This is a genomic window from Sphingobacteriales bacterium (genome assembly GCA_016706405.1).
In the GTDB taxonomy this organism is placed as follows: Bacteria; Bacteroidota; Bacteroidia; order Chitinophagales; family UBA2359; genus BJ6.
Window position 1 is genome coordinate 206,558 of sequence record JADJJT010000001.1, and the last position, 12,684, is coordinate 219,241.

The following is a 12,684-nucleotide window of genomic DNA, read 5'->3' on the forward strand; positions in this document are numbered from 1 at the left end:
ATTAAGAGACGGCTGCCTGTATTTAGTTTTATCCGGAAAGATTTTAAAAACCTGTTATCCGGATAATTTTTCTCTGTTTTTACTTGGTATGGCAGCTCGTTTTTTTCATCTTGTTTAATTTAGGTATATTTGCCCAAAATAAGCCCCCACCTTTATTAATCTAATTGTTGTTTGTTTTATGAACGAAGCATTTTTAGCCTATATTTGGAAGTTTGGCTTGTTTGACCGGGCACATTTGACCACCACATCTGGAGAACCCTTAGTTATTGAACACCCCGGATGGGAAAACAAAACGTCTGGCCCCGATTTTTTTAATGCCCGTATTAAAATTGGCAGTACCACCTGGGCCGGAAACATTGAAATACACGTCAATACCTCCGACTGGTTTAAACACGGCCATCAAAACGATGCTGCTTACCAAAATATTATTTTACACTTGGTATTTAATGCCGATGTACCGCCCGTAACTAACGTACAAGGTCAGTCTATACCTACGTTAGCTTTAGAGGGGCGTATAAATCCCAAAGTTTATGCCCGTTTTCAGCAATTACATACCGCAAAAACAACTATTCCGTGCCAAAACCTGTTTGCCGAAATACCTGCTATAAAACGCCTGCAATGGACAGAGCGCCTACTGATTGAAAGATTAGAGCAAAAAATGGAGCCTTTACAACAAAGTTTGCATTTAAACCAAAATAACTGGCAAATAACCCTGTTCGAAGCCATTGCGCGCGCCTTGGGGGGCAACCTTAATGCCCAACAAATGGAAATGCTGGTGCGAAGTGTACCGTATCAGACTTTATTGCGGCAACAACCAACCCAAGCACCACAATTAGAGGCGCTATTATTAGGGCAAGCGCAATTGTTGCCGCCCACAGCCGCCACTACCCGCACCGACCCTTACGTTGCCTTATTGCTGCGCGAATATGAAGCCTTAAAAAACAAATATCAACTAACGCCGTTAATGCCTAAAATTTGGAAAACCAAAGGTTTGCGCCCACTTAATTCTCCAACCATACGCATAGCCCAGTTAGCCGCTTTAATACAACATGAACCACAACTTTTTGATAAAATTATTGCCGCCCAAACAATACAAGAACTATTTGAATTATTAGCTATTGCTCCCAGCGAGTATTGGCAAACTCATTACGTTTTGGGCAAACCAAGTGCCGCCAAACTTAAAACGCCCGGACAAGCCACTCTCGAAATTGTAATAATTAACGCCTTGGTTCCTTTGGTCTTTTTGTACGGTCGGCTTAGGGCAATGCCGCATTTAGAAGAACGCGCCCTAAATTGGCTACACCAACTGCCCCCCGAACAAAATCATATTACCCAAATTTGGCAAAACTTAGGCTGGAAACCTACTAACGCCGCCGACTCGCAAGCCATGATCCAACTAAAAAAGTATTATTGCGATACCAAAAAATGTTTGCACTGTGCCTTTGGGCATCAAATAATTAATTACAACCCCGCATTGGCATAACCGCCGGTATGTAGCAACACCAAAGAACTGTTTTTAGCAAAATAGCCTTGTTGCGCGAGTTGCAAAACGCCGTAAACCATTTTTCCGGAATAAACAAAATCGAGCGGAATGGCATAAGTTTCCTCAAACAGGCGCATAAAGTTCAATAACTCATCGTTTGTTTTGGCATAGCCCCCAAAAGTAAACTGGTCAAAAATAGTGAAATCACAGCCTTTATTATTGTAACCCAGCAATAGCGCATCAACTAAAGATTTTAAATAGCTACCATCATTAAGCACTGCAATACCAAGGGCACGGGTAGCAGACTGATGGCCATCAAGTGCAGTGGCCAAGCCGGCCAACGTGCCGCCCGTACCTACCGGACAAACAAAATAATTAGGGCAAAATCCTAATTGCTGGGTAATTTCGGGTATTAACTCGGCGCAGCCCTTAACCGCATAATGATTTGAGCCTCCATCGGGTAACCAATAGGGGTTAAAATTTTCCGGAATTTGGGCTTGTAGCTGGCTAAAAACATCCGGATAATATTTTTGGCGGTAAGTAGCTCTGTCAATATAAAAAAGCGTCATGCCCGCTTGTTGGCAAAACCTTAAATTTTGGTTTATAATTGCGCTGGGTTCGCCGCGCACAAAGCCAAAAGTAGCCAAGCCCAAGCCTGCACCTGCTGCCGCTACCGCCCTTAAATGGTTTGAGTAGGCGCCGCCAAAACTGGCTAAAGCGTTGCAGTTTTGTTGTTGTGCTGCTTGTAAATTGTATTTTAATTTACGCCATTTATTGCCCGATATGTTTGGGTCAATTAAATCGTCTCGTTTTATGTGAACGGTTAATTGGTGTGCGTCAAAAATGGGGTGCGTCAATAATTGTATTGGCGAGGGCAAATTTAACGACAACATATTATTTTATTTGCAAAAATACAAGCATCGCTTTAAATACAAGTGTTATTGCTTGCTTTTTATCCGGATGTTTTGGAGCGGCTTTGTTGTTTTTTGCTGTTCTTCAGCGAATAGCGCTAAACTAACTGCGGTTAAGCCTCTAAATATAAGGTTTAGTTAATTTACGGCTGCGTATGCTTGTTTGCGCTCGGCAGCTAATTTATTGGCACGCAAAGTATTTAGCAAAAGGGCAGCCACCGTCATGGCGCCAACCCCTCCGGGAACGGGTGTTATATAGCTGCAAAGTGGGGCAACGGCATCAAAATCAACATCGCCTACTAATTTACTACCATTGTCGTCAGTATTTATGCGGTTAATGCCTACATCAATTACTACGGCACCGGGTTTTACGTGTTGGGCGGTAATAAAATTAGGTTTGCCAATGGCGGCAATTAAAATATCGGCTTGTTTGGTGTATAAACTAAGGTCGCCCGATTTGCTGTGGCATAATGTAACAGTACAGTTGCCCGGGTTGCTGCTGCGCGATAGTAAAATGCTCATGGGTGTGCCTACTATATTGCTGCGGCCTACAACAACACAATGTTTTCCGGATGTTTCGATATTATAGCGTTTTAAAAGCTCTAAAATACCCATTGGTGTTGCCGGTATAAACGAAGGAAGCCCCAGCGTCATGCGGCCAATATTTGCCGGATGAAAGCCATCTACATCTTTATCGGGGTTAATGGCTTGTAAAACGGTGTCGGCATCAATATGGGCGGGCAGGGGCAGTTGCACAATAAACCCATCTATATTGCTTGCTTGGTTAAGGCGCTCAACTTGTGTTATTAGTTGGGCTTGAGTGGTGGTTTGGGGCAGCCTGATAACGGTATGCTCAAAACCAACTTCTTTACAAAAACGCACTTTGTTATTAACGTATGCGTGACTTGCGGGGTTGTCGCCAACAAGAATGGCACATAAATGTGGAATTTTTCCATCTTGCCGGGCAATATCGGCTACTGCCTGGCGCAACTCGTTTTTTATATCGTTTGATATGGCTTTGCCATCGAGAATTTGCATAAATAAAGCGATGGTTTTTTTGTTGTTTTGTTAAGTAATCAATTAAATAGTTGTTGGTGTAAAACGCACACAAAAGTACAACAAAATAAGGCAAAATTTACACTCGTTTTGCTTTTTATTTTATGATACAGGCCGAGGGCTTAAGGAGCAAAAAAATTGTGCGGCAGCTTTGCTGCCCAACTATAATAAAACCGGCCCCTGCCCCAGCACATTAGCCAATACCGTTTCGGATTGGCATAAGGGTTGTAAATTTGTTTTGATGAACGATTGAACTTCGGCGGCATAGGCATCCGGATATAAAACGTGTAAATTAGGTCCGGCATCTAAGGTAAAACAAACCGGAATTTTAGTATCACTCCTAAAATTGCGCAGTAAATTAATCATGCTTAAAGTAGTAGGCTCAAGCAAAATAAACGATGGGTTCGAGGTCATCATTAAAGCGTGTAGCATTAGGGCTTCGGCTTCGGTAATATTTATAAAAGTATCTAAATCGCCATTTTGCAGCGCTTGGCACAGCAAGGCCATGTTTTGCTCGGCCAACTGGTATCTGAGCGGTGCGAAGGGGTTGCCTTCCATTAGGGCGTGGCCGGCGCGGCTTGATACTTTTTTTTCGGTGCGGCTGGCAATTAAAATATCGTCATGAAAGCTGGTAAAAATAGGTGCTAAGGCGTGGCCATAAGGCACAGCATACTCGTTATGTGCTGGCTGGCAGGCGGCTGTTTGCCCCCATATAGCTGCCAAACCGTAAACCGACCTGCAAGCACTGCCCGACCCTAAGCGGGCTATATAACTTGCCTGCTGTAAAAAGGCAGCCATGTTTTGGCTTTGGTTTTGATTGTCATTGCCGTTGGTTTGCCCTGCTGTTATTACACGCTGCGCCAAACTGCACAAGCACAAAGCCAACGCGCTTAACCCCGATGCCGAAGAGGCAATGCCCGACGAATGTGGAAAAGTATTATGGGTTTCGATGCGCAGGTCTAATCCGGATAAAAAAGGAAAATAAGGCAGCATCTCCGTTAAAAACTGCTGTATTTTAGTGGCAAACTTTTCGTTTGGTTGCCCATCAAAACTAAACGCTAAGCTAATACCATCTTTGTTTGAGGCTTTGGGGCTATAATATAAAGTGGTATCGGTAATGGCCTGCGACAGGGTAAAACTTACCGAGGCATTGCGCGGCAATTGTTGCCCATATTTGCCCCAGTATTTAACCAAAGCAATGTTCGAGGGGCTTTGCCATCGTATAGCACCCGGCGGTAATTGTTGTATGTGTTTAGCCGATAAAAACTCGGATGAAATATTAAATAGTGGAAAATGCGATGAAACCATAATAAAAATTTTCGCGACAAAGGTACGTTTTTTACACCGCATAATTTTAATATTGCCCATCTGTGTAACAAATGGATAAGTCTTATCCTTAATTTGCTGCAAAAAAGCATTACTTTTGCCTTCGCATACTAAAAAACAAACCAATCTCCCCTCAAAACCACTTTCACTTTATACTAATGATGGTTTTTTTGCGCCTTATTCGATGGCCAAATTTGGTAATAGTGGCTGCTGTTCAGTTGCTAATACGTTACTGTGTAATTTTGCCTTTATACCAGCCTTGGATTAGCAACGAGGCACAACTAATTATTGCCGAACCTTCTTTGTCGGGGTGGCAATTTTTATTATTAGTACTCTCGACTGTTTTAATAACTGCTGCTGGCTTTTTAATTAACGACTATTTCGATTTTGAGTCGGATGCCACTAATAAGCCATATCGCAGTTTAACATCCGGAAAAATAACGGCTAAAACCCTATTCATTTGGTACTGGATTTTTAACGCCATAGGCATCGGTTTTGGTTTAGCCTGCGCCTTGTTTATGGGCAAGCCTATATTGGTAACGGTGCAGTTATTAACCGTTGCCCTACTTTGGTTTTATAGTGCTAAACTTAAAAAAGTGCTGCTTTGGGGCAATTTTTTAGTGGCGGGCGTTATAGCCATGTCTATATTTATGGTTGCATTTTACGAGATTGAACTGTTGCGGTACTTAAAATTTGATTTGATGGGTATGTTGCGCACAGGATTTCAAAATTTAACCGGATTGGAGGTGCAAGCCGTTAACGCTACCAAAATAAAAGCCCCCGAATTTTCGGCCTTAATTATGGAAATTATCGCCGGGTTTTCCTTTTTTGCCTTTTTGGTAACGCTTGCCCGCGAGTGGATTAAAGATGCCGAAGACTATGAGGGCGACTTAAAAGCCGGATACAGCAGTTTGGCCATTAAATATGGAATTCCTATTAGCAATTTATTGACCTCGGCAGTATTGATATTTGTTATTTATTTGCTGTTTAAGTTTCAGTTGGCGCAAATTAAACTACAACAATATGGAGCGGCTGTTGTGGCTTTGTTTGGGCAGTTTATTTTGGGCTATGTAATATTTAAGTTGCGTACGGCGCGGCAAAAAGATGAGTTGCGCAAATTAACACACTGGCTTAAAGCGGTTATGTTTTTGGGGCTGCTGTACTTACCCTATTTTAAAACTACCATTAACTACCAGCCCGGAACTATTGAACTGCCCAAAGGCGTACATGTGGACGATGTTACCGTAGGCTTTGACAATAATAATAACCAAGGCAATAATACACACCAAACAGACACAACCGCCAATTTAGACTCGATAATATTTAACACCCAAGATAAATTAGAAATAGAAGTTCCGGCCGAATCTATTCAATCTATTAATCGGTTTTTATTTAACGGTGTTACCGACTCTTCGCAAATTAAAAAATAACAAATCAGTAGTATATCCGGAATTAATTTTTTTGTTCGCCCATGGCCTTATCACCCCCCCCACCCCTTTCGCCAGTCATTACAACCTATAATCCGGCACAGTTAGAAACCCCCCAACTTTACGCCCTGCTTACCAGCACCATTGGGCCGCGCCCTATTGCCTTGGTTAGCAGTATAAACAATGCCCAGCAACCCAATTTAGCCCCGTTCAGCTATTTTAATATATTTAGCGCCACCCCCCCAATTTTAGTTTTTTCGCCCAATTTATCGGGGCGCACCGCCGCGCCTAAAGATACCCTGTTAAATGTGCGCCAAGTACCGCAGGTTGTTATAAATATGGTGAGTTTCGACATGGTCGAGCAAGTGTCGTTAAGCAGTTGCATGTACCCTGCCGAGGTAAACGAGTTTGTAAAAACCGGACTTACACCTGTACCCTCTGAAGTGGTGCAGCCTGCGCGCGTTGCCGAGTCGCCGGTTCAATTCGAGTGCCTTGTGAACGATATTATTGAATTAGGAAATAAAGGCGGTGCCGGAAACTTAATTATTTGCGAGGTAGTGCGCATACATTTAGCCAATTATATTTTGTTTCCGGATGGAAAAGTAAACCAGCACGCACTTCAGTTAGTAGCGCGGTTGGGCAGTAATTTTTACAGTAAAGCCTACGGAAATGCCTTGTTTGAAGTTACCCGCCCAGTTGGGCAAGGCATTGGTTTTGATGCCCTGCCTGCCAGCCTGCTGCACAGCAATATTTTAACAGCCAATAATTTGGCACAATTAGCCGTTGTAGAGGCCAACCTTTTGCCCACCCCGCCCGATGTTGATATATATAGCCAAACACCACAAGGGCAGGCAACCATAGCACAAGCCAAACAAAGCACAACCGCACTGCACCAAGCCCTTAAAACCCTGCTCGATGCGGGTAAAAACCGCGAGGCATGGCTGTTGTATTATAGTGTTACTAATTTTATTACAAGCAACTAAGTACCCAATTTTCTTATAAATTGCTAAAATTATTTTATATGTGGGCACTTAAATTGCATCCACTTTTCGAGGGTTTTAGCAAATGGAGGTAATAAACCCTATTCGTAAGCTATTCTGATGAATATATTAGCGCACTATAGCCAATTTCCGGATTTTTTTACCTCTACTCCTCCGGATTTATTAAACACAAAAAAACATTGCCTCAAAATTGCCCCTACTTCAAACTGATTACCTAAATTTGTCGAAAATTAACACTCTTTTCCAGACCCTTGTAATTTTGAAATGGATAAATTAAAGATACAAAATGGATAAGTTTCAACAAAAGCTAAATTTTGATTTCAAAACTAATCAGCAAATCGTCAAGCTGATAAGTTTTACCGATTCTTTTAAAGGAAAATGGAACCTTATTGAAAAAAAAGAAAATATTTATTTAAAGGAACTTAGGCGGATTGCTACTATTGAAAGTATTGGCTCATCAACACGAATTGAAGGGGCAAAAATGAGTGATTCGGAAGTAAAAGAACTACTTGATAATATTAAAATTACAAACCTAAAGACTCGCGATGAACAAGAGGTTCTTGGCTATTATGAAGTTCTGGAATTAATATATGAATCATTTAAAGATATTAAACTTACACAAGGACACATACAACACCTTCATAGTGTATTATTAAAATACAGTAAGAAAGATGATAGACATAGAGGCAGATATAAGAATTTGCCAAATACTGTTGTGGCAAATTACCCCGACGGAACACAAAGGATAATTTTTAATACGACTGCCCCTCATTTAGTAGAACCAGAAGTGAATGATTTGATTAATTGGGCGAATGAGCAATTTATATTAGAAGAAATACATCCGTTAATAGTTATAGGATTATTTATTTATGAGTTTCTGTCAATCCATCCATTTCAAGATGGCAACGGCAGGTTGTCGAGGTTATTAACAACCTGTTTACTACTAAAACAAGATTATCAATTTATTTTGTACGTATCTTTTGAAAGCCTTCTGGAACAGAAAAAAAAGCTTTATTACGAGGCTTTAATGGATGGCCAAAAAGATAGGTACAGCGAGAAGGAACGAATAAATTTATGGCTTTTATTTTTTTTACAATCATTAGAAATATTGATACAGCGATTAGAAAAAAAATATGATATTTTTAAAACTCGTGGCGGATATTTAAATGACAGGCAAAAGCTTATTAAGAAATATATAGACGACAATGAGCCAGTAAAACTTGCAGATTTAGATATAGCTTTTCCTGAAATATCCATCAATACCATAAAAAAAGATTTGATCTATTTAAAAAATGAGAAAATGATAAATTCGATAGGAAAAAACAGAGGAACCATATATATATCAATAGAAAAAAAAGAATAAACTTCACTGCTTAGCAACCTTTGGTACCTACACGCAGCTCGTCAAATTGCCTAAAAACTGCGATTTGGCAGCGTAGAAATGGCAAAAGATATTCCCCCCCAACCTCTCTTTCCTCCGGATTTTATAAAACCCAAAAAAATAATATGGTAGCAGAAGGAACAAGCGCAAACCCATTTATGATACATCCAACAAATAATGATTTTTTAACCTAAAAGAAGGGAGGAGAATGTTAATCAGAAAGGCAAAAGTCGAAGATTCTAATATCATTGCTGCTTATATTTTATTGGCAATGAATGACATAATTTATCATTTCATAGGAGAAAACTCCTCCGTAAAAGCTGTCAATTTTTTGAATTGTTTAATCCAAGAAAAAGGCAATCAATACTCGTATGAAAATTGCTGGATAGCAGAAACCGAAAATGAAATTGTCGCTGCTGCAATTGTTTATGATGGCGCAAAACTAAAAGAACTAAGGAAACCAGTTGCAAACACAATAAAAGCAATGTTTAACAGGGATTTCGCGCCTGAAGATGAAACGCAGTCCGGTGAATATTACATTGATTGCATAGGGGTCAATCCCAATCAACAAGGAAAAGGAATCGGCACTAAAATATTACAATTTTTAATCCACGAATATGTCAATCAAAGAGATAAAACGCTTGGTTTACTTGTGGACAAAAACAATCCTAAAGCTAAGCAACTGTACTTGAAAATAGGATTTGAAATTGTTGATGAAGTAATTTTTGTTGGTAAAGTTATGGAACACCTTCAAATGAGAAATAAAAAGCCCCGAAATTGATACATTCAATACTTTTGCCACCTACCGTTCCTCGAGGCCGACTAATTTTTTGTAGGCGTTTTGTTAGGCTTTTATCGCAGTTTTCTTTCCGGATTTTTTCCTCTCAAATCCTATTCCTCCGGATTGTTTAACCATTTAACCGCCACCACGCTTTAAGCCATCGGTTAGGCACATCGTCTTGGCAGGCCTGTTCGTAGTCGGCATACGAGCATGGCACATAATGAAAAACTGTTTTCCCCTTGTTTTTTATCGGTATTTTTAACCACCATCTGTCTGTGCGTTTACTTTTAACAAATAATAAGCGGTGGTCAGAGTTTTTAAAGTGGACAATATACTCTAAAAAATCGTGCTCGTTAAGGGCGTTGGGCGTATCGTTGCGCCGCACACTAACGCCTTCGGCAAAATACCAAATCATTTGCGCTGCTAATTGCGCAGTAATTGGGTGGGTTGGGTTTTCGTTGGGTGGGTAAACATCGTAAATACCAAATGATAAAACGTCGTCGCTTAATCCGGCATAACGCGCCAGGCGGCAGGCATCTTCACTGCTAAATCCATGTGCATAGCTATTGGCTACTGCGGGCGCATCTATTTGCTGTATGGCGGCCATATTAAAAGCTACCATTTGCGCGTGGCGTATTATAGGCTCGGCCTCTTCAATTTGTTGGCGCAAGTGCCCCAGATTATAACAATCGAAATGCAAATTTTCGAGTGTATCTATTACCTTAGGGTCAACCAAATGGCGCTGATAGCCCAAAATGGCAAAATTAAATAGATTGTTGTTTTTAGCTGTTAGCACATCGAACAGCCATGTTGGTTCGAGATTGCCTTCGGCGGGGGTATCTTCAGGAAAAACAGGTGCATACAACGCAATAGTTTCATCAAAAACAACCATATTTAATAACGATTCGTTTTGATGCCCCATAAATTGTCCGGATGTGATATGGTTTGTACCCCCTAAAATTACGGTTATTATATTTTGCACAACTAAGTGAGCTACTACTTCGCGCAAGGCAATTTGGGTGTCGCGCAGGGTTTGGCCGGGTAAAATATTGCCTAAGTCGGCTATTTTAAAATTAGGCAGCCAGTTATAAAACTGGTAAAGTTGCTGGCGTATGGCGTTGGGGGCATCGTGGCATCCGGCAGGGTTGTTAAAGCGGTCGTCGCAAACGCCAACAATGGCCAAACGTATGTTTTCTTGTTGAATTATATGGTTTAAATCATTTTCGTTGCGGTGTAAAATTAGCTGCCTGCCCCATTGATTGATAGGAAGATTATTGGCTAAGTTTACTAAGTGCGCAGGTATAGGCGATAATAATGTTTGAAACATGGGGCAAATTTAATCCGGAAAATGGTAATGCGGGCAAAAAATATGTGTGGCAGCTAACAGGCATTTTCTCCGGAAGTATCATATAAACGGTCAAACTGTTATAAAAGGTCTATATTTGCTTTAATTTGTTTTATCTGAAAAAAACCAATGCCCAAATTACTAAAAAACTGTTTAATAGTATTTGCCCGCAACCCCGTTTTAGGAAAAGTTAAAACCCGTATTGCCGCCACTCAGGACATTCACAAGGCATTACAAGTTTATAAAACCTTATTGGATTATACTTTAAATATGGTTGCCGAATGTAATTTTATTGATACCCGGCTACTGTGCTTTGCCGGAGGTTTTCCAAACCAAGCTTTGCCCCAACCACCCTTTGCACTTGCCCAACAAATACCGAACCCTAATTTAGGCGCGCGTATGCAGGCTGCTTTCGAGCAGGCATTTGCCCCCAATAACCAACACCAACGGGTTTGCATTATTGGCAGCGATTGCCCTTATTTAACACCAAATCACTTGCAACTTGCTTTTAAGGCGCTGCTTACACACAAGGCAGTTATAGGCCCCGCCGCCGATGGCGGTTATTATTTACTGGGCATCAACGGCAGTATGCCAACAGAACAGTTGGCGATTTTATTTAATAATATACCGTGGGGCACAGCTGTCGTTTTTGAGCAAACCCTACTGCGGTTCAAACAGCTAAACATAAAACCTCACCACTTGCCTACGCTTGCCGATATAGACACTTGGGACGATTGGATACAGTGGACAGGGAATGAAAAAGAAGAAGGAGCGTAAGCAAAAATGCCAACTTATACCAATTTGGTAGTTAAGAAATAAATAAATAAAGAGGGGCTTTGTTTTTTAAAACTCATCATCGGTAATAAAAACCTGCTTGGTGGGGTCGGTGTTTACGCCTGCTTTTTTATACTCCGATACCCTGCGTTCAAAGAAATTGGTTTTTCCGGGCAAACTTATCAACTCCATAAAATCAAATGGGTTGGTAACGTTGTATAATTTTTTGCAATTAAGCGCATACAAAAGTCGGTCGGCAACAAAACAAATATATTGTTTCATTAAGTCGGCGTTCATACCAATTAACGATACCGGCAGAGAGTCGGCAACAAATTCGTGTTCGTACTCAACCGCTTCGGCAATAATTTTATGTACTTCGGCTTCGGGCAGGGTTTGTTTAAGCATACTATAAAGCAAACAGGCAAAATCGCAATGCAGGCCTTCGTCTCGGCTAATTAGCTCGTTCGAGGTGGCTAAGCCCGGCATTAGTCCGCGTTTTTTGAGCCAAAAAATAGCACAAAAACTGCCGCTAAAAAATATACCCTCTACGGCGGCAAAGGCAATAAGCCGATGCGCAAAAGTAGGGGCCGACTCAATCCAGCGCAATGCCCATTCGGCTTTTTTAGTTACACAGGGCACGGTTTCAATGGCATTAAACAGGTAGCGGCGCTCGTCGGGGTCTTTAATATAAGTGTCAATTAAAAGGCTGTATGTTTCAGAGTGGATATTTTCGATGGCTATTTGAAATCCATAAAAGCAGCGTGCTTCGGGTATTTGCACTTCTTTCATAAAGTTTATCGTCAAATTTTCGTTTACAATACCGTCGCTGGCGGCAAAAAAAGCCAATACGTGTTTTATAAAATGTTGTTCTTGCTCGTTTAGTTTAGCCCAGTCGGTTAGGTCTTGGGCAAGGTCAAGCTCTTCGGCTGTCCAAAAACTGGCTTCTGCTTTTTTGTAAAATTCCCAAACATCGTCATATTTTAAAGGAAACAGTACAAAACGCTCTTTATTTTCTTGTAATAGTGGTTCGTTTTGGTTGTATCCTTCAAATGGGTTGGCGTTACTCATTGATAGTATTGTGTTAAAAAAAAATTAGTAAAATGGCCGGCAAATTTAGAACAAAATACCAATATTTTAAACTTAAACAGATTTTTATCCGGGAAGAACTTAGTGGGCGCAAAGGCACCCGGATAAAATAA

The 12,684-nt window shown here is 40.8% G+C and carries 11 protein-coding genes; 6 read left to right on the forward strand and 5 right to left on the reverse strand.

The window, feature by feature from the left end; genetic code table 11:
• Positions 1-178: 178 nt before the first annotated feature.
• A complete protein-coding gene (locus IPI59_00925; GenBank protein MBK7526134.1) occupies positions 179-1,483 on the forward strand; it encodes a DUF2851 family protein in 1,305 nt (434 codons plus the stop codon).
• On the opposite strand, the gene IPI59_00930 is transcribed toward IPI59_00925, so the two are convergent.
• The 3 genes from IPI59_00930 to IPI59_00940 form a co-directional block, all read right to left on the reverse strand.
• Entirely contained in the window at positions 1,462-2,376 is a 915-nt protein-coding gene (locus IPI59_00930) for a pyridoxal-phosphate dependent enzyme (GenBank protein ID MBK7526135.1), read from the reverse strand. The genes IPI59_00925 and IPI59_00930 overlap by 22 nt on opposite strands.
• A 156-nt stretch (positions 2,377-2,532) precedes the next feature.
• Positions 2,533-3,432, reverse strand: coding sequence for a bifunctional methylenetetrahydrofolate dehydrogenase/methenyltetrahydrofolate cyclohydrolase FolD (gene folD, locus IPI59_00935; GenBank protein MBK7526136.1), 900 nt, complete (start codon positions 3,430-3,432; stop codon positions 2,533-2,535).
• A 180-nt stretch (positions 3,433-3,612) separates the two neighbouring features.
• Positions 3,613-4,758 carry a diphosphomevalonate decarboxylase gene (locus IPI59_00940; protein MBK7526137.1) on the reverse strand — a complete coding sequence of 382 codons (1,146 nt, stop codon included), beginning with the start codon at positions 4,756-4,758 and terminating at the stop codon, positions 3,613-3,615.
• A gap of 176 nt (positions 4,759-4,934) precedes the next feature.
• On the opposite strand from IPI59_00940, the gene IPI59_00945 reads away from it, so the two are divergent.
• From IPI59_00945 to IPI59_00960, 4 genes are all read left to right on the forward strand, one after another.
• Positions 4,935-6,206 (forward strand): geranylgeranylglycerol-phosphate geranylgeranyltransferase, encoded by a 1,272-nt coding sequence (locus tag IPI59_00945; GenBank protein MBK7526138.1) that lies wholly within the window; start codon positions 4,935-4,937, stop codon positions 6,204-6,206.
• Positions 6,207-6,247: 41 nt separating this feature from the next.
• Positions 6,248-7,186, forward strand: coding sequence for a flavin reductase family protein (locus IPI59_00950; protein MBK7526139.1), 939 nt, complete (start codon positions 6,248-6,250; stop codon positions 7,184-7,186).
• Positions 7,187-7,490: 304 nt separating this feature from the next.
• Entirely contained in the window at positions 7,491-8,567 is a 1,077-nt protein-coding gene (locus IPI59_00955) for a Fic family protein (GenBank protein MBK7526140.1), read from the forward strand.
• A gap of 226 nt (positions 8,568-8,793) precedes the next feature.
• The gene (locus IPI59_00960) at positions 8,794-9,366 is read left to right on the forward strand and encodes a GNAT family N-acetyltransferase (protein MBK7526141.1); all 573 of its coding nucleotides are present in this window, start codon (positions 8,794-8,796) and stop codon (positions 9,364-9,366) included.
• 127 nt (positions 9,367-9,493) lie between these two features.
• On the opposite strand, the gene IPI59_00965 is transcribed toward IPI59_00960, so the two are convergent.
• On the reverse strand, positions 9,494-10,693 hold the full coding sequence (locus IPI59_00965; GenBank protein ID MBK7526142.1) for an arginase family protein: 1,200 nt from the start codon (positions 10,691-10,693) through the stop codon (positions 9,494-9,496).
• A gap of 147 nt (positions 10,694-10,840) precedes the next feature.
• Here IPI59_00965 and IPI59_00970 point away from each other — a divergent pair, with 147 nt between their 5' ends.
• Complete coding sequence (locus IPI59_00970; GenBank protein MBK7526143.1) at positions 10,841-11,488, forward strand: TIGR04282 family arsenosugar biosynthesis glycosyltransferase; 648 nt, start codon at positions 10,841-10,843, stop codon at positions 11,486-11,488.
• A 66-nt stretch (positions 11,489-11,554) separates the two neighbouring features.
• Here IPI59_00970 and IPI59_00975 read toward each other — a convergent pair whose 3' ends face one another.
• Entirely contained in the window at positions 11,555-12,553 is a 999-nt protein-coding gene (locus IPI59_00975) for a ribonucleotide-diphosphate reductase subunit beta (protein ID MBK7526144.1), read from the reverse strand.
• Positions 12,554-12,684: the final 131 nt, after the last annotated feature.